16 protein-coding genes are annotated in these 18,905 nt (G+C 45.9%); 7 read left to right on the top strand and 9 right to left on the bottom strand.

Annotated features, from left to right (window positions below):
- Positions 1 to 84 precede the first annotated feature (84 nt).
- Entirely contained in the window at positions 85 to 1,602 is a 1,518-nt protein-coding gene (locus tag HLM86_RS03145) for a fumarate hydratase (RefSeq protein ID WP_170881987.1), read from the bottom strand.
- 223 nt (positions 1,603 to 1,825) lie between these two features.
- Between HLM86_RS03145 and pabB the strand changes: the two genes are divergently transcribed.
- The 4 genes from pabB (at position 1,826) to HLM86_RS03120 (ending at position 7,179) form a co-directional block, all read left to right on the top strand.
- On the top strand, positions 1,826 to 3,190 hold the full coding sequence (pabB, locus tag HLM86_RS03140) for an aminodeoxychorismate synthase component I (RefSeq protein WP_076589419.1): 1,365 nt from the start codon (positions 1,826 to 1,828) through the stop codon (positions 3,188 to 3,190).
- Between the two features lie 185 nt (positions 3,191 to 3,375).
- Positions 3,376 to 3,978, top strand: coding sequence for a CoA pyrophosphatase (locus HLM86_RS03135; RefSeq protein WP_076589388.1), 603 nt, complete (start codon positions 3,376 to 3,378; stop codon positions 3,976 to 3,978).
- 296 nt (positions 3,979 to 4,274) lie between these two features.
- On the top strand, positions 4,275 to 5,570 hold the full coding sequence (locus tag HLM86_RS03130) for an SLC5/6 family protein (RefSeq protein WP_076589389.1): 1,296 nt from the start codon (positions 4,275 to 4,277) through the stop codon (positions 5,568 to 5,570).
- A gap of 247 nt (positions 5,571 to 5,817) precedes the next feature.
- Positions 5,818 to 7,179, top strand: coding sequence for an L-serine ammonia-lyase (locus tag HLM86_RS03120; protein WP_076589390.1), 1,362 nt, complete (start codon positions 5,818 to 5,820; stop codon positions 7,177 to 7,179).
- A 176-nt stretch (positions 7,180 to 7,355) separates the two neighbouring features.
- On the opposite strand, the gene HLM86_RS03115 is transcribed toward HLM86_RS03120, so the two are convergent.
- Positions 7,356 to 8,510: an aromatic amino acid transport family protein gene (locus HLM86_RS03115; protein WP_170881988.1), complete on the bottom strand. Its 1,155-nt coding sequence runs from the start codon at positions 8,508 to 8,510 to the stop codon at positions 7,356 to 7,358.
- 452 nt (positions 8,511 to 8,962) lie between these two features.
- Positions 8,963 to 9,334, bottom strand: a complete 372-nt coding sequence (gene queD / locus HLM86_RS03110) for a 6-carboxytetrahydropterin synthase QueD (protein ID WP_170881989.1) — start codon at positions 9,332 to 9,334, stop codon at positions 8,963 to 8,965.
- Between the two features lie 597 nt (positions 9,335 to 9,931).
- On the opposite strand from queD, the gene HLM86_RS03105 reads away from it, so the two are divergent.
- Both HLM86_RS03105 and asnS read left to right on the top strand, forming a co-directional pair.
- The gene (locus HLM86_RS03105) at positions 9,932 to 11,545 is read left to right on the top strand and encodes a methyl-accepting chemotaxis protein (protein WP_170881990.1); all 1,614 of its coding nucleotides are present in this window, start codon (positions 9,932 to 9,934) and stop codon (positions 11,543 to 11,545) included.
- Positions 11,546 to 11,724: 179 nt separating this feature from the next.
- Positions 11,725 to 13,125, top strand: a complete 1,401-nt coding sequence (asnS, locus tag HLM86_RS03100; RefSeq protein WP_170881991.1) for an asparagine--tRNA ligase — start codon at positions 11,725 to 11,727, stop codon at positions 13,123 to 13,125.
- 102 nt (positions 13,126 to 13,227) lie between these two features.
- Here asnS and HLM86_RS03095 read toward each other — a convergent pair whose 3' ends face one another.
- A complete protein-coding gene (locus tag HLM86_RS03095; RefSeq protein WP_076589395.1) occupies positions 13,228 to 13,473 on the bottom strand; it encodes a DUF3297 family protein in 246 nt (81 codons plus the stop codon).
- A 70-nt stretch (positions 13,474 to 13,543) separates the two neighbouring features.
- A complete protein-coding gene (locus tag HLM86_RS03090; RefSeq protein ID WP_170881992.1) occupies positions 13,544 to 14,125 on the bottom strand; it encodes an HD domain-containing protein in 582 nt (193 codons plus the stop codon).
- A gap of 119 nt (positions 14,126 to 14,244) precedes the next feature.
- Here HLM86_RS03090 and HLM86_RS03085 point away from each other — a divergent pair, with 119 nt between their 5' ends.
- The gene (locus HLM86_RS03085) at positions 14,245 to 15,195 is read left to right on the top strand and encodes an endonuclease/exonuclease/phosphatase family protein (protein ID WP_076589397.1); all 951 of its coding nucleotides are present in this window, start codon (positions 14,245 to 14,247) and stop codon (positions 15,193 to 15,195) included.
- A gap of 70 nt (positions 15,196 to 15,265) precedes the next feature.
- On the opposite strand, the gene HLM86_RS03080 is transcribed toward HLM86_RS03085, so the two are convergent.
- The 4 genes from HLM86_RS03080 to HLM86_RS03065 all read right to left on the bottom strand — a co-directional run bounded on the left by HLM86_RS03080 (position 15,266) and on the right by HLM86_RS03065 (position 18,733).
- Positions 15,266 to 16,150 carry a PhzF family phenazine biosynthesis protein gene (locus HLM86_RS03080; RefSeq protein ID WP_170881993.1) on the bottom strand — a complete coding sequence of 295 codons (885 nt, stop codon included), beginning with the start codon at positions 16,148 to 16,150 and terminating at the stop codon, positions 15,266 to 15,268.
- A 94-nt stretch (positions 16,151 to 16,244) separates the two neighbouring features.
- Positions 16,245 to 16,964, bottom strand: coding sequence for a DUF2799 domain-containing protein (locus HLM86_RS03075; protein ID WP_076589398.1), 720 nt, complete (start codon positions 16,962 to 16,964; stop codon positions 16,245 to 16,247).
- 402 nt (positions 16,965 to 17,366) lie between these two features.
- The gene (locus tag HLM86_RS03070; RefSeq protein ID WP_076589399.1) at positions 17,367 to 17,723 is read right to left on the bottom strand and encodes a DUF805 domain-containing protein; all 357 of its coding nucleotides are present in this window, start codon (positions 17,721 to 17,723) and stop codon (positions 17,367 to 17,369) included.
- 176 nt (positions 17,724 to 17,899) lie between these two features.
- Positions 17,900 to 18,733 (bottom strand): alpha/beta fold hydrolase, encoded by an 834-nt coding sequence (locus HLM86_RS03065; protein WP_170881994.1) that lies wholly within the window; start codon positions 18,731 to 18,733, stop codon positions 17,900 to 17,902.
- Between the last annotated feature and the right edge of the window lie 172 nt (positions 18,734 to 18,905).

Below are 18,905 nucleotides of genomic sequence, written 5' to 3'. Positions count from 1 at the left end.
TACAACAATCAAAAAAGCCTTTGGCAAAACACCAAAGGCTTACAACCGTAACCAATCAAAAAAGCCTGACGGACTTATCTAGGTTTAGGATTCCATTTCCTGAATCTTAACTTTCCAAGTATCAGGACCGATTTGGTGCGCATTCGCCCCACTGGAATCAACGGCAACCGTTACTGGCATATCTTCAACTTCAAACTCATAGATAGCTTCCATACCTAAATCTTCAAAAGCCACAACACGAGCTTTCTTGATTGCTTTAGAAACAAGATAAGCCGCTCCACCCACCGCCATCAGATACACGGCTTTATGCTGTTTGATCGACGCTACCGTTGCAGGTCCTCGCTCAGCCTTACCAATCATACCCATAATGCCAGTTTTTTCTAACATCATATCAGTAAACTTATCCATTCGCGTTGAGGTTGTTGGCCCCGCGGGCCCGACGACTTCATCACCAACGGCATCGACCGGACCCACGTAATAAATAAACTTACCCTTCAAATCGACGCCTTCAGGCAAACCTTCTCCGCTCTCTAGCATCCCCTGAATACGCTTATGTGCCGCATCACGTCCCGTCAGGATCTTCCCAGAAAGCAACACGGTTTCACCCGTTTTCCATTGCTCAACATCATGTTTCGTGACCGTATTAAGGTCGACACGTCGCGTATTTTCGCCCGCTTCCCAAGTGATTTCTGGCCAATCTTCAAGTTTAGGTGGCTGCAAATTAGCTGGGCCGCGACCATCAAGTGTGAAATGCACGTGACGCGTCGCAGCGCAATTCGGGATTAAGCAAACAGGTTTCGAGGCAGCATGCGTTGGGGCCGTTTTTATTTTTACATCAACGACCGTCGTTAGCCCACCTAGCCCTTGTGCACCAATACCGAGTTTATTAACTCGGTTAAAGATATCCAGACGCAGTTCTTCTTCCGCGTTGTTTGGGCCACGATCAATCAACTCTTGAATATCGATGTGTTCCATCAAAGACTCTTTTGCCAATACTGCCGCTTTTTCGGCTGTTCCACCAATGCCGATACCCAGCATCCCCGGTGGACACCAGCCAGCGCCCATCTGAGGTAATGTTTTCTCTACCCACTCCGCAATATCATCGGATGGGTTCAACATAACCATCTTGGTTTTATTTTCGCTACCGCCACCTTTAGCCGCAATTTGAATTTCAACCGTATTTCCCGGCACCATATTAATATGCACCACAGCCGGTGTATTATCTTTCGTATTAATACGCTTACCTGCTGGATCCTTTAATACCGAAGCTCGCAGAGGGTTATCCGGATTGGTGTAGGCTTGGCGCACTCCTTCATCTACCATCTGCTGCACCGTCATGTCGGTCGCGTCCCACTGGACTTGCATTCCGATATTAACAAAGCAGGTTACGATGCCTGTATCCTGACATAAAGGACGATGCCCCTCTGCCGACATACGAGAGTTAATCAGAATCTGAGCCATCGCGTCCTTTGCCGCCTGACTTTCTTCTTTGTGGTACGCTTTTTCAAGAGCCTGAACAAAGTCCAAAGGGTGATAGTAAGAAATATACTGAAGTGCATCAGCGACACTGCTGATCACATCTTGCTTGCGAATTACCGTCATTGCATGCCTCGTTATTGTTATGCTTCCTTCGTATAGCCGCCATCGTTGATGTCAAGTGGTTGTGGCTCGCCTACATTTATCATCATTTCTATAAACAAGCTTAGATTACTGACATCATTTTTATAATAAAACGTCAAAGTAGCGGCAATCGACTGCATTATGATACTCTTGGATCCCTTCTCTTGCTATGCTATGTACGATTTCTTTGTCACAAATTACACAAATGAATAACAACGCACCAAATTGCTTAAAAATCAAACCGATCGCCTATCATCCGGCGCTGTCAAAGCAGCTGTTTAGCCGCATTGAATCCCAACCTTGGTCAATGTTGTTACATTCCGCCTCAGAACACCATGTTGATAGTCGATTTGATATTATCGTTGCTAAGCCTTTAGCGACCTTGACGACCTTGGGGCCACTAACTCGAATTCGCAACCCACAGGCGTCATTTGAGTCCGACGCTGATCCCTTCACACTCATTGAACAACAGCAAAGCCAGTGGCTCCCGAAGCTAGACTACATGGGTGAACTTCCATTTGTTGGCGGAGCCTTGGGTTACTTTTCATACGATTTAGGCCGCCGAGTTGAAGCTCTGCCAGCCAAGGCTCATCACGATCTGACGACACCAGATATGGCGATCGGCCTCTACGATTGGGCGGTTATCATCGATCACCACCAACAAAGTGCTTGTGTCGTCGGTCAGCAAGTTGAAGACCATTATGACTGGCTCCTGTCTCACCCAGAGCCAAACTGCCAGCCCTTCACTCTGCTTGGCCCGTGGCAGTCAAATATGACCAAGCAAAATTACACGCATAAATTTAACAGGGTACAAGAATACCTGCGCAGCGGGGATTGCTACCAAATCAATCTCGCCCAGCGATTTAAAGCGCCCTACTCTGGCAGCGAGTGGCACGCCTACCAGAAACTAGAGGCCGTCAATAAGGGACCTTTTTCTGCTTTTATTCGCACCGAGCAAGGTGCCATTATCAGTGTCTCTCCCGAGCGATTTCTGAAGTTAAACAATCGTGAAATCGAAACAAAGCCCATTAAAGGTACTCGGCCGCGGCATGTTGACAAAACCTTAGATGAAGCAGAGGCCACGGCATTATCGCAGTCAGAAAAAGATCAGGCAGAGAATCTGATGATTGTTGACCTGCTGCGCAATGATATTGGAAAAGTGGCTCAACCAGGGACTGTACACGTCCCGAAACTGTTTGATATTGAGAGCTTTCCCGCCGTCCACCACCTCGTCAGTACTATTCGCGCCACGTTAGCTTCGCAGTACTCTGCAACGGATCTACTGCGAGCTAGCTTTCCAGGCGGCTCCATCACTGGCGCGCCCAAAATTCGGGCCATGGAAATCATAGAAGAACTTGAACCACATCGACGCAGTGCATACTGTGGCAGTATTGGCTATATCAGCCGCCATGGGGCCATGGATACCAGTATCACAATAAGAACACTGATCGCAGAGAAGGCCCAGATCTATGTTTGGGCTGGAGGAGGTCTGGTCGCGGACAGCAAAAGCAACGCGGAGTATCAGGAAACTCTCGATAAATTGTGTCGTATCCTGCCAACACTCGAATAATTAAGACCTGTAACCGTGAGGGCGTGCAGCAAGTGCAAAGCGCAGATGCCGCGCCTTCATTCAGGCATAGAACACAGACAAATCTCTGCTTTTCGATACCGAAAACAAATACATTAGGCTATGCTTAAGTGGTATCATTTTCTTTGAGCCCACCATTAGGTAACCAATTATCGTATGGAGTAAATGTGCCTTCTCAACTCAACAAAAGCCGCCTTATTCAAAAGTTTCAATTGCAGTTGACTGTCGATTACGATCACGAAGCCCTCAAACGTGTCGCCCACCTTAACCAACATTCATTGCGTAAAGCTTCAGTCTTAATTGGCTTTGTAGAAAGAGAGCAAGGCTTATCTATCATTTTTACCAAACGGGCAAAACATCTCAGGCACCACCCTGGCCAAATCAGTTTCCCTGGTGGCAAACATGAGTCTGATGATCTCGACCTCTCAGATACGGCTCTGCGTGAAACCTATGAAGAAATTGGTATTGAACGTGAAAAAATTTCTATCTTTGGACAGATGCCTGAACTCACCACGATCAGTCAGTTTACCGTGACACCTTTTCTCGCTTTTATCTCACCGGATTACCACCCGCAAATAGATAGCAACGAAGTGGATGAAATTTTTGAAATACCCGCCCGCATTATTTTTGATCAACACCAATTGCACAGCCAACGTTTTCAAATCAACAACCTGAGTCACCAAATCTTTGGTCTGTCCTATCAAAAACACTTTATCTGGGGCATGACCGCACAAATCATTTATGCGATGCAAAAACACATCATGCATTGATTTAAACATAATCTTTACAACAAGCACCACTTAGAAACAGTCGAGATACAAGTCGTAAATAAAACGAAAACCTTATTAAGACACACACCAAACACTCTGGTAACAAGATGAATTTTACTAATGTAAAACGCTAGTATAATTCGTTACTAGCACGTCATTTTAGTGAACAAAACACTGTTTTTGGCATATCATACTGTGCCGTCTATCAAACCATGACTTAGATCTACTTTTCTTGCAAAGAAATTATGCAAAATTGCACCTGACTTATTTCCTGTTCCTAAAATGAGTATAACAAAATGAATACTACAAAAACTGCGGAAATTCCCGCACAATCGTCTAGTAAGTTAAATTACAGAGACTTCACTTGGTGCCTCTCTTTATTTGGTACTGCGGTTGGGGCTGGTGTCCTATTCCTACCAATTAAAGCTGGCGCTGGTGGTTTTTGGCCATTAGTTATCCTTGCACTAATCGCCGCACCGATGACTTGGTTCGCTCATAAATCACTCGCGCGTTTCGTCCTGTCGGCCAAGAACCCTGAAGCTGACATTACTGACACCGTTGAAGAACATTTTGGTATCGCTGGCGCAAACCTTATAACTTTTGCCTACTTCTTCGCCATCTATCCCATTGTGTTGATCTACGGTGTTGGTATCACGAATACTGTTGATTCCTTTCTTGTCAATCAAGTGGGCATGGAGCCCATTCCACGCTGGCTACTTTCCGGCGCATTGATTGCCGCCATGACAGCTGGTGTCGTGTTTGGTAAAGAATTAATGCTCAAAGTCACTTCCGCAATGGTCTACCCTTTAGTGGTTATTCTCCTCGCTCTATCGGTTTACCTGATCCCAAGTTGGAACAGCTCAATGATAGAAGTAGCCCCCGACTGGTCGACTTTGCCTAGTGTGGTATGGCTGTCCATTCCTATCATTGTCTTCTCGTTCAACCACAGCCCGATCATTTCTCAGTTCTCGAAAGAACAACGTCGAGTCTATGGCGACGATGCGGTAAAGAAAACAGACGCCATCACTGGTGGTGCATCGACCATGTTAATGGGCTTTGTGATGTTCTTTGTTTTTTCTGTCGTTTTGTCTTTATCACCGGCAGAACTCGCCATGGCAAAAGAACAAAATATTTCCGTGTTGTCTTATCTAGCCAATATTCATGACTCTCCGTTAATTTCATTCCTTGGCCCATTGGTTGCGTTTGCTGCCATCACATCCAGCTATTTTGGTCATTTCCTAGGTGCCCATGAAGGTCTCGTTAGCCTGATCAAACCAAGTTCAAAGACACCAAACGTTCCTGCACGCTTCTATAATCAATTTTCTTTGATATTTATTGTTATCACAACGTGGGTTGTCGCCATCTTTAACCCAAGCATTCTGAGCATGATTGAAACGATCGGTGCGCCTATGATCGCAGCTATCCTTTTCATTATGCCGGTATTGGCCATGATCAAAGTGCCGGCGATGGCGAAGTACAAAACATCAGTGCCCGTACAGATTTTCACCATTCTTTGTGGTCTTGCTGCGATAAGCTCTGTTGTTTACGCTTTTCCTTGGCAATCATTGTTATCACAGCTTGACGCGTTGTAATTAGGACATCGATTTTGCCATCCTTTTCCTATGCCTGTATTGGACATGGTAAACGTGCCAATGCAAGTCAAGTACAAAACATCAGCGCCCGTGCAGATTTTAACAACTATCTGTGGTCTTGCGGCCATTAGTTCTGTAGTCTACGGCGCTCTTTAATCTGCTCAATATATTGAGCAATTGAAGCAAAAATATAACGATAATAATAAGCCTCCCGCTATTTGGGAGGCTTTGTTCTGAGGAAATCGATATGATTAGTGTTTTTGATATCTTTAAAGTCGGCGTTGGTCCTTCCAGTTCCCACACGGTAGGCCCAATGAAGGCGGGTAAAGAATTTATTGATGATTTGCGCTCAATGGGAAAATTGCGTGACATCACTAAAATCACCGTCGACGTATATGGATCATTATCACTGACAGGGAAAGGTCACCACACGGATATCGCGATAATTATGGGGCTTGCTGGAAACACCCCAGAGAAAGTAGATATCGACTCTATTCCGAGCTTTATTGCACGCGTAGAGGAAACGGAACGCCTCCCTGTTGGCATGCACTGTCACACAGTATCGTTCCCAAAAGAAGGCGGTATGAATTTTCATACAACCAACCTAGAACTGCACGAAAATGGGATGAAAATCCACGCGTGGATTGATGAACAAACCGTGTACTCTAAAACCTATTATTCCATTGGCGGTGGTTTCATTGTTGACGAAGAGAACTTCGGCAAAGAGAAAGAAAACCCAATCAAAACGCCTTACGAATTTACGACCGCAGAAGAGCTGATGAATCAATGCACAGAGCACGGGTTGTCCATCAGTAATCTCGTCATGAAGAATCAAGCCGCACTTCACTCGGAAGAAGAATCTCGAACCTACTTTGCTAACATATGGAAAACAATGCGTGAATGTATGGATCGAGGAATGAATACCGAAGGCATTCTGCCGGGTCCGCTGCGTGTTCCGCGCCGTGCAGCAGCTCTGCGTCAACAACTTATCACATCGGAAAAAACCACAAATGATCCTATGACAGTCGTTGATTGGGTCAACATGTTTGCTTTTGCCGTAAATGAAGAAAACGCAGCAGGTGGACGAGTGGTCACAGCCCCCACAAATGGCGCGTGTGGCATTATTCCCGCGGTCTTGGCTTACTACGACAAATTTATTCAAAGTGTCACTGAGAAAGATTACCTGCGTTATTTTGCAGCGTCAGGCGCGATTGGTGGTCTCTACAAACGTAACGCCTCCATTTCTGGCGCAGAAGTCGGGTGTCAAGGCGAAGTTGGGGTTGCCTGTTCTATGGCAGCCGCTGGCCTTGCTGAGCTGATGGGTGGCAGTCCGGAACAAGTTTGTATGGCCGCAGAAATCGCCATGGAACACAACCTAGGGTTAACGTGCGATCCAGTCGCGGGACAAGTACAAGTCCCTTGTATCGAACGTAACGGCATCGCGGCAGTTAAATCGATTAACGCCTCTCGTATGGCGCTTCGTCGCTCTTCGGCTCCCACCGTCTCTCTGGATAAGGTCATCGAAACCATGCTTGAAACGGGTAAAGATATGAATGCCAAATACCGTGAGACGTCACAGGGTGGCCTCGCGGTGAAAGTAATCTGCTAAGACTCGCGATCTATCTGGCAAAAACTGAACCAAGGATACATTAATAAAACGCCCCAAATCTCATTGACTTGGGGCGTTTTTATTCCCCCAAAACAGCGAGGGTTAACATGACTTCCGAGAGACATAAAAATCCGGAGTCAATCTAACCCCAGATCATAACCCCTCAGGCTACATGATTAAACCAACTGGGAGGCCAACAAAAACAGACCGAACAGCAAGGTAAAGGCTAGCATTAGGCCTCCCCCCTCTGCACTGTAACGTCTCGCTTCAATCGCCTTTAAACGAAGGCAAGCAACCATAGCCAATGGAACAAACACAGCCAAAAAGACAAGGATGATACCAGCATACTTGAGCAAAGAAAGGAATTGATTGGCCGCGAGTATTGCTCCACCCAATGGCAGAATAAAGGTCACAAAATAGGTAATGATACGGTTTTGTCCTAACATATCCTGATTCTGGTGATACAGCGACATAGCCACACCAAAAAACGAAGTTAGCAACGCCAATCCGGTAAACACTGAAAGAACAGAACCAATCCAAGGTGAGTGAGATTCAAACACCGCGACCAGTTCGGCAACATCGGAAAAGCCGCCCAGTTGTTCTGGCTTAAGGTTAGCAACCACAGCAAACAGCCAACATAGATAACAAACAAGAGGAATGCCTGAGCCCAGTAAGACCATATTACGTAATTGACGATCACTGGCTTCCTTGTTGTAAGTCACCAAAGACGGGATCACGACCATAAAACCAAAACTGGTGAATAGCACGGCGCTGGTTTTGATCAAAGCGAGTTGGTCAGTATTGATCGCTCCTGTGATATTCGATAGGCTAACGTTTTGTGCCAAAAGAGCTAGACTCACCGCTAAACTGCCGAGCATAACAAAAAACAGGCTGCGATTAAGTTTATCAATGACCCCCGTTCCACAGGCAATCACCGCACCTGCAATGACGGTGAAACCGATTTGCGCCTGCATGGGTGTCAAAGAAAGCCCCATCGCCCCACTCAGCTTAACAACAAGTTCCGCCGCCCCGACAATATACGCCATCAAAAGGCAAATCAGTAATGCATAGAGAAGCACGTTAGTTATGAGCTGGCCAATCGGGCCTAAGGTCTGTCGGGCAATCGAATTCAACCCCAAACCACCGCCTGATTTCAGGGTGGCTTCTAACAACAGCAAAGCCGCATACGTAGTGCCAAAGCAAATAAATAACATTAACATGGTGCCATACCACAGGCCAAACTGTGCCAGAACCATAGGAATTGCAAGCATACCACCGCCTAACGCAGTGCCGGAGATAATCAGGGAGCTACCGAGAAGTTTCGTATTCATATTTTTCGTATCTGTTTTAATTTAAAATTTTGATAAAGAGAAGGTAAGTGCGCATAAAAAGCGCGATGGCAAACAATCAAAAGCAATACGAATAGCGGACCTTAAACAGAAAAGCGCAACCGAAAGAGGGGATAGAAAAGGAAAAAAAAGCGCGCGCTTTGGCAAAGATGAGTGACAATAGAGCAGCGTGTGGCGAGCCTTCTGTAGGCTCAATAATAGGCGTCGTTATTTTAACAATCATGTGAGTGTCCGATAATGCGAAACGATCCGTTTCCTGAGTAATAGCCAATCCTATGCTATTCGCTCTTCAACACGAAGAGGCCCACCATCTTAATCATTGATAAGCGGATTGCAATCGTCCAGCGTAATAATTTGCCGAACAAATGAAACCAACCAAGTGAGCCACATCAAAAAAGCGAAGCTTTACGCTCCGCTTTCAACCACTAACCCAATTATTCACCCTTGTAAATACATCCCGCCGTGCAGGTTTCTCGAATTTCAACCTTGCTCAATAACGGTAATGCCGGCTTCAATTTATTCCAAATCCATTTCGCCAGCACTTCACTGGTTGGATTTTCAAGACCTTCGATATCATTAAGGTAATAATGGTCAAGCTGATCATAGATGGGCTTAAACGCCGCTTTAATCTCTGAAAAATCGATTAACCAGCCAGTATGGGGATCAACCTCGCCTTCAACGTAAAGACGAACTAAAAAAGAGTGGCCATGCAAACGTCCACACTTGTGCCCTTCAGGCACGTGTGGCAAATGGTGTGCAGCTTCAAACATAAACTCTTTGTACAGTTCAACTTTTTGAGTGTTCATTTCAATTTATCCGTAGTGTCAAAAGGTATTCTGAAAAAAAAAGACCACTCTTTGGAGTGGCCCTATGCACCTATGCACGATACGTGCATTGCCCTCATCGGCAAGTATCTCGGTGCTTTTTCGAATCTCGGCGCCAATTTAATAACTTTCACCCCATCATTGCAAGCGCGTTGTGGAAATTCATGCCGCAATGGCAACGAATAGCGGGTTGCTTGCTACCTCAAAGCGTACAACAAACGCCAGCAAAGCGACACTAAGCCAATAATTAACCAGAAATACCTTATGATTTTCATGCTTATTCGCTGGATTTGAGAAGCCCTGCAGTTATCTTTGAATGACCTTCGTTAAAACCAAGGTGGCCACCCGTGATTCGACCCATGTTGTTTGACAAAAGCGATCGTCAGTGAGGCGATAACCCGTCGCTGAAAAAGTTATCACCGATCGACTGTCGACCAGTGAAAGGCAACGGCCTGCATCACAATTCAATAACCACACAGAGTACAAGGTCACAATAACGGCACAGCCCTATTGAGTGATGGTGCATATTCGTCATTATGTTTTCCGCCAATTTCAATTCTATAAATTAAGTACTTGCCCATGCGCTCAACCATTACGACCAAACTATTAGTGACCCTCGTTACCGTATTTTCCCTCGTTCTTGCCTCATCGACAGGGTACCAATACTGGCAACAAAGAGAGTTAATGAACTCGGTGCTCAGCGAACAACTTCATGACAAAGCAAGTAATTACTTCGACAGCTTAAATATGATGATGCTTACTGGCACCATGGCGCAAAAAGAAACCTTGCGTCAAAAAGCATTGGCGCAAGACGGAATAGAACAGGTCAAAGTGTTACGTGCAGACGCCGTAAGCGCCCTATATGGTGCTGGTCAGCTCAATCAGGCGCCAGCAGATGAGATCGATCAACGAGCACTCAACGGTGAACTGGTGATTGAGCCAATCTCTGCCGACTGGGGCAACGGATTGGTGGTCGCCTTGCCGATGAAAGCGAGTCAAAACTACCGCGGAACCAATTGTGTTGCCTGCCATATGACACCAGAAGGTGAAGTCCTTGGCGCAATCCGGCTTGAATACAACTTGTCTCACATCAATAGTATGATCAACCAACGTACAATGATCGCCGTCACTATCATGGCTGCATTCGGCTTGATCGGCTTTATCGTCACCCTCGTCTTGATCAGGAAATTCATTGTTAGACCCATTCTCAAAACCTCTCACTACATGCAAAGTGTCAGTGAAAGTAAAGATCTGGCACAACGTCTCCCCTTCAACAATCATGATGAGATAGGTCAACTGGCGATGGCCATTAACTCTTTTATGGACACGGTCAGCGTCAGCATAGAGAAGGTACAGCGCACCGCTCAACATCTTTCCCGCTCTGCGGCTGAACTCACGACAGTCGCTCAAGTCACCGACCAAGCGGCACACAACCAGCAAAACGAAACGTCGGATGTGCAAATCAATATGGAGCAAATGCAGTTACGTCAACTCGACGTCAAGCAAGCGACAGACGAAGCCTCCAACTTGATAAAACACACAACCACCGTTGCACAGAAAAGTGCCAAAACGGCACACGACACGAGCACAGAGATTAAAACTCTCGTGACGGATATAGAACAAGTAAAACGTAATATTGTCGAGCTAAATGCACAAACCACCGAAGTATCGAGCATCCTTGCGGTTATTCGGGGTATTGCCGACCAAACGAATTTGCTGGCACTGAATGCTGCTATCGAAGCAGCTCGGGCTGGCGAACAAGGTCGAGGTTTTGCTGTCGTCGCTGACGAAGTGCGTCAGCTTGCCAGCCGCACAGCGGATGCGACCAGCAGCATTGCAACCATTATCGGCCAGTTTCAGCAAGACAGTGAAACATCACTGAACTCAGTCGATACGGTTTGCCAAACAGCCCATCGTCGCTCTGATCAGGCAGAAGCGCTGTCGGTCGAAATGGCCAAGGTTATGTCCGAAATGCAGCAAGCGTTGCATCATGCTCACAACATTCAGGATCAAACCAACAATACCACACACATTAGCCAACAGGTTCAGACCAAGGTCAAAATCATCACCCAACACGCTGACGATACCTCTCAATCGGCTGCGGCAACACGTGATATCAGTTTAAATCTTGAACAACTTTCAGACTATCTTGAATCACTCATCGATCAATTTACGCTGTCGCATAAAAAATAGGCTCAATTAATCGGTTTTTGTGCCACAAATTGCGAATAAAGGTTGAAGCCAAGAAATTGAAAGGTAATATATCTCGTTCATAACATTTCGGTCCAACCCCCCACTTGGCCATATTCTATCCCTAAGCCAAAAGAATATTTCGGGTTGGTCTTTATTACTCTATGGAGAAGACTTACACCATGACTTACGCGCCTGTATCAGACGTATTAAGCGGTAAGCTAGCGGTTGACAGTGAAGTCACTGTCCGCGGCTGGATTCGCTCACGTCGTGATTCCAAAGCTGGAATCTCTTTCGTTGCCATCTACGACGGCTCTTGTTTCGACCCTATTCAGGCCGTGGTCCCAAATAATCTCAATAATTATAATGATGAAGTCCTCAAACTAACGACGGGCTGTTCGGTTGAAGTTACAGGGACGATCGTCGCCTCTCCGGCGAAAGGGCAAGATTTTGAGCTCGCGGCAACAGCCGTCACCGTAGTAGGTTGGGTTGAAGACGCCGACACCTATCCAATGGCCAAGACTCGCCACTCTATTGAATATCTTCGTGAAGTGGCGCATCTTCGTCCACGAACGAATGTAATTGGCGCTGTCGCCCGCGTAAGAAACTGCTTGTCTCAAGCCATTCATCGCTTTTATCATGAGCAAGGCTATTTCTGGGTGTCCGCTCCACTGATCACCGCTTCAGATGCAGAAGGCGCTGGTGAAATGTTCCGCGTCTCAACATTGGACATGGTTAACACACCAATGACGGAAGCGGGCGACGTTGATTATGACAAAGACTTCTTTGGTAAAGAAACATTCCTGACCGTATCAGGGCAATTGAATGCCGAAGCCTACGCATGTGCTCTGAGTAAAGTGTACACCTTTGGACCGACATTCCGCGCAGAAAATTCAAACACAAGCCGTCATTTGGCTGAGTTCTGGATGGTTGAGCCTGAAGTGGCTTTTGCCGATCTTAACGATGTCGCTAAACTTGCAGAAGACATGCTAAAATATGTCTTCAAAGCCGTACTAGAAGAGCGTCGCGACGACCTTGAGTTCTTTGCTCAGCGCATCAATAAAGACGCCATATCTCGTCTTGAAAATTTTGTTGAGTCAGACTTTGCACAAGTCGACTACACCGACGCGATCCAACTCTTGCTGGACTCAGGTAAAACCTTTGAATTCCCTGTCGAATGGGGTATTGATATGTCTTCAGAACATGAGCGCTATCTCGCTGAAGAGCACTTCAAAGCTCCTGTTGTTGTGAAAAATTACCCGAAAGACATCAAAGCCTTCTACATGCGAATGAATGAGGATGGTAAAACCGTTGCGGCAATGGATGTACTTGCGCCTGGCATCGGTGAAATCATAGGAGGCGCTCAACGTGAAGAACGTTTGGAGTTGCTCGACAAGCGTATGGTCGAAATGGGCATCGATCCTGAGCATATGAACTGGTATCGCGATCTTCGTCGCTACGGTACTGTGCCACATTCAGGGTTTGGACTGGGTTTTGAACGTCTCGTCACATACGTTACGGGTATGGCAAACATCCGCGACGTGATCCCATTCCCACGGGCAGCGCGCTCAGCCAACTTCTGATCCCCAGCAACAAATAAAAAATCCGAGTGCCTAACACTCGGATTTTTTTGAGCCGCTAATGCGCCACTTTATTCGAGAAACGACGGATTCAGCCGACGCTCATCACTTATAGAAAGCGTCAACTTCACCTTTCAGTTTAATCAGCATAGGGTGTCCGAAACGATCTTTCGCTTTCGGAGACGGAATTTTTACCCACCCTTCACTGATACAATATTCCTCAACATCATGGCGTTCCTTACCGTTTAAACGGATACCAATAGGATGTTCAAAACACTCTGCCACGTAATGTGGGCTGCGCGGATTGCCGGCCAAGTGATCGGGTAACGTGGGTTTGCTAGTGTCGCTCATGTTCATAACCTGAAATGGATAAGTAGTGGCGCATTCTAGACAATGCTGGCCCAAGGCTCAACCTCTGATATCACGTCAACACCCCTTCGGCGATCGCCTGTTGAAGTTTTGCTTCAACCACGGCCCAAATCTCTGGACTCGCCGCAGCGATCCGTTCACCATTGAGAGCGAGAACTTTTTCTTTCGTTACCTTATGCTTTTTCCACCCATGCCCGGCACCGTGGATGTTATGCAGCAGCGGAGGAATTCGATCAATCGCCTTGGCAAACTTGGCGTCTTCACTCAAGCCTGCTTCAAACTCCTCCCACAGTTTCAGGTAGGCATCGCCATCATGATTGGGTAACTGATCCAAAATCCGCTTGATCCCTCGCCATTCTTGATGCTTTTTCTCTTGAGTTTCTCCTTCGTAGACAATCTGGTCACCGGAATCGATTTCACCAATATCATGGATCAACAACATTTTTATAACCCGATTAATGTCCACTGACTGCGTCGCGTATTGGTGCAACATTAACGCGCTGACACAAACATGCCAACTATGTTCAGCTGAATTTTCATAGCGAGTCATCCCCACTGGCTTTGATTGACGCTGGACTCCTTTGAGCTTTTCAATTTCTACCATAAAATCAAGTATCTGCTCGATTGCTTTCATAAATCGCTCCTAAATTGTCTGCCCCATTTTTGTAAGATCGCCATAAGGTCGTAATCTTAAGAAAAGACCACCGTAATTGGTTACACTAAACATCGAGACTTTACTCAGAGGCAACTGCATTGCTGACAGACAAAACACTGACGCTTGCAACGGCAAATTTATTCAACTTCATCAAACCGCCGAACGCATTTTATGACTTTGAGAATATTTATGACAACGCGGCTTGGCAACAGAAATGCCGATGGACACAACACAACCTCCAGATATTAAACGCAGATATTATCGGAGTACAAGAAGTATTCAGCATTGACGCTGCACAACAACTGTTTGCTGACATGGGCTACCCCTATTTCACGTGCGTTGATACTCCCCATGTCGAAAGTGGCTATATTTATTCTCAACCTGTCGTGGCGCTGGCCTCTAGGTATCCGATCACCCACACACAAGCCGTCACCACTTGTGCTTTACCGTTAGAGAAAACCAACCTAGATATACCAGAATTTAGCCGTGCCCCTATCTATGCGGTCATAGACGTTCCAGACATCGGGCAGGTGGCCGTTTACGTTTGCCACTTAAAATCGCAAAGAGCGAGTGCTAACGACGCGCCCGAGCAAGCTCAGGCTTTAATTGGACGTTGGCTCTCAAGTCAACAACGTGGTTGGGAAGCGGTCCTACTACGTTTATTTATTGAGCAACAATATCAAACTCAACCGGTTCCGACCGCACTGCTTGGTGATATGAATCAACCATTAACTCTTGGAATCACTGGCTTGCTTACCAGTGCGTTAAGCCCAGAAAGCGTGCGCCTGAATTTGGAAGACAGTTGGTCGCTCTACCACAACAACCAGCCCGCAGCTGAGCGCCCTGCCACACACTATCACTTCGCCACTGGGAATGTGTTGGACTACATTCTGCTCTCGCAAGAATTTCACCCTGACTCCCAACACTGTTTGGCTGATATTACTCAGTATCAGACTCTCGACAACCACCTGATCAACCCAAATTTTGAGCGGGACAAGCAAGCCAGCGACCATGCATTTGTGGCCGTGACCGCTCGCTTTGTTCTGTAACCCCAATCGTTACTATGAAGACGCCTATGACTTGCAAAGGAAGAGAGAAGGCTCACCCCTTATCACTGACTCAAGCGGTGGGTGACAAATCAAAAGTCAAGCGACCAATACTACGAGCAAACCCGCCGACTCTCACACTCACAACCTGATCTTTTTGGGTAGATACCGAGGCTGATATCATCGACGTGGCATTCATTGCTTTACCTTGCTCAAAAAGATAGTGACTCGGTTCATCAGAGGGGCAGTGCTCGGTCAAATAGCACGCCAGAGCCCCATTCGAGCTCCCTGTTGCCGATTCTTCATCAATCCCAAATAAGGGGGCAAAATTGCGACAACGCGCACTAACAGAAGTCTCCGCAGTACCAAGCTCAAAGACATGAAAGCCGACCACCTGATGCGCCTCACAAAAAGCAGATATAGCCGTATGATTGGGTTTTAGTTTATCTAGATACCCTTTTTTGACTGGAATGATCACATCGGCTAAGCCCGTTGAAATTACCTCGACAGGTAAGCCAGTGCTAGCGATCACCGAATCATCGATACCGAGAAGAGGTGCCACATCACGCCCGGAGAACCCGGCAAGTTTCTTGGGTAAGGCTTGCCCCATAATGACCTGCCCAGTGGGCTCTATCACAACTGACAATCTTCCTGCTTTGGTTTTTTGCCAATACTCTCCAGCGTTGATCTGGCCAGTTTCATACAAGGTTGCAAAAACGGCCAACGTTGCGTGGCCGCAAAAATCTACTTCCTCTGTAACCGTGAAAAAGGACACCTCAAATTCAGCCCGTCCATCCCACGATACAAACGCTGTCTCCGAGTAACCGACCGCTTGAGCAATGTCGAGTTTTTGCTGTTCAGACAAACTCTCCGCATCGAACACCACGCCCGCCGGATTGCCGCCAGTACCGTTGGCCGTAAAAGCATTGACCAAAAAGACCTCTATTTGAATCGGCATACATTCCTCTAGCTACGCGTTTTATCATTGCTCTCAATATCCTACAATAAACTCACAGCGAACGATACCGCCTCAAAATCTGTCCTTTTGATCTCTAAAACATGTCGAAAATGTTGTTTATGCTTTTTATTGTATTACCCGTTTGTAGCAGGGTTTCATAATAAGTACGCTGACTATTTAGTGTCGCAAGCCGACGATTTAACTGCGCCTTGTGCAACCCTGAAGCGCCGGGTTGGGCAAGCTCAGTATTGATTTGCCCCATTTCTCGTTGTAATTTGGCCAGTGCCCACTCAACCTGATATCGAGCCAACTCACTTTCTGCTGATTCAAGCGCTGATTTGGATGAAGCCAAATCTAGCTCTAACTGCTGACGTTCCGAGACCGAGATGTTTTTCTCCGCTAACCGAGTAGTATAATTATGTCGATTATTTTTGAGCGCTACGACTCTGTATTTGGCTTGCTCCAAATTGAAGTTCGGCGTATAACCCGCTAAGAAGTCTTTAGATAAGTCAGCTGGGCAAACCTTATGATAGGCAACTCGGGCTTTGCCAACCAAAATACCATTTTCATAAGTACAATATGACGTCAACCCTTGAAGACGACCTTGAGAATAGCTTGAACTATCCACACCAACATTATATTTAGCGCAGTCTTTGCTGTAGAGTGCCAGACTGTTTCTCTTTCCTTGCTGTCCATCACTAAGGCCAATCTGATACCAGTCGCCAAGAACGCATTCTTCTTCGCTGATTGAAGAACAGCCAGATAAACTCAATAGCACTAACAGGCTAGCTGGCATTAAAAATAACTTTGTCATTAAAATTTATTCCATATTCCATATTCCATACGCCAAATAACACGCAGCGATTAGGGATCGTCTAGCTGCTTAGATCGCAAGTGTTAATATTGTCATTAAATAAAGGCCGAGTGTTCAATGAAAATATCAAAGGCAGTACGTTAAAAAAAGGTAAGAGTGTCTATCTTTAATTACTTAAGGCGTAAAGATAATGTACTTTTGTTTTTAATTTGATCCCAAATAAAAGTCCACCCACCCGGTAGACTAAGTGATGTATTTAATTTACACAGAGGCAGGTGCCCTTTACGCCGCAACCAAATGGCTTAAAACATGCCTAATAATACAAGACGCTATGTTCAGTGAATATAGGGGCACCCTTCTATATCACCCGATGACATAAAAGGACAAGTGCCCCAAGTGACATTATGCGGAGAGGCGTTCCAGCTCTTTAGGATCACAACCATACTGGTTATCTTTCGGGTCACTATCACAAACCATGAAGTAAACCACAACTAAGCCTAAAAACGGAACCATGGTCGCTAGTAACCACCAGCCACTTCGACCAGTATCATGTAAACGACGCACTGCGCTGGTCAAATTAGGAACCAACATTGCTAAGCTGTAAATTGAACTTAACACCAAGGTGCCAACCATGAGATCTATCATAGTGAGAAGAAAAAAGAAAATAATGTTGAATAAAACAAACATCCAATATTCTTTTCGCCTTGCTCTACCATCCACCACAGCATACTTCTTTATTACCGTCAAATACCACTGCATTGTCATTCCTCTATGATTTTTATTCTCGTTAATCATCAGTCTATAAAAAAATCTTACCTACTGCTCTAATGGTAAATTGTTACATTTATAAAAGACACATTCAAATAATTTGATGGGATTAATCATAAAAATCCAATTTTATCACCATGTCTCTCTTTGCTTGTCAATATGTTAACCTAAGCACTTCTCACCATTCTGACACGCTGAATAAAGCGATCCACTTGCGGATAAAATATCGATGGTATGCTCTGTACCCAATGGTGAGCCCCCTCAAATGAGACATTATTGATTGTCTTGATAAATTCAATGGCCATATCACAACCTTCTAGGCTTCTTGTTCCCCAGAAATAGATTTTTGGTAGCGACAGATCCTCATAAATTCTCCCCCACTCCACGACACCGCGTTCATCACACGTTTGGTGCTGAGCGTAAATTTCTGTGGCTGTCTTGCCCAGAACGCTCGGTTTACAACGGCGAACGGCACACAAGTATTCCACTCCGGCACCATGAGACCAGAGTAAAGAGAACTGATGAGCAAAACCTTCTCCCTTGACCCAATCAGAAAACTGTTGTTCATTGAGATTCGAATAATGCTGCGCAATAATTTGCGACAATATAATGTTTTGTTTATGCAGGCCACCTTCGACATTGATCAAGCCCTGCACGATACCGCGGGTATCCAACTCACACGCTAAGGTCGCGGTATCCGCACCCCATGAATGGCCAAGCACAAAGCATTGTTGAATACTCATCGAATCAAGTGCTGCTAATATTCGCTGCGCTTGATATCGAGTATCATCAGAACTCATTGACGCTGGTGAGTATCCATAACCGCAAAGATCAAACATAATAAGGTTATAGTTGGGTAGCCAATCAATCGCATCTGCGAAGCACAGGTGTGAGTCGCCTAATCCGTGAATAAGAACCAGCGTTTCCTGCCCTTTATTGATTGGTGTTGATAAACAGTACAGTGCATCCCCTTCAAGCTCTAACCAACGTTCTACTAACATTTCATCCTCCCCAAAACCCAGACACTAATCGGCTCTATCATACGCCAGTTCGATATGGACGAGGGGAATCTTTTGCCGTGTTTCAGGAAATCAACTCAAAGGGATGTTAAGGTGTGAATTTAGCCAAACAGACACTCTCAAGCATGGCTCCAATTTAAGCATTGGTCACGGT

The organism is Vibrio ostreicida (genome assembly GCF_013074385.2).
GTDB lineage: Bacteria > Pseudomonadota > Gammaproteobacteria > Enterobacterales > Vibrionaceae > Vibrio > Vibrio ostreicida.
The sequence above is the reverse complement of the archived record's forward strand: the minus strand, read 5'-3'. Positions and strand labels throughout refer to the sequence as shown.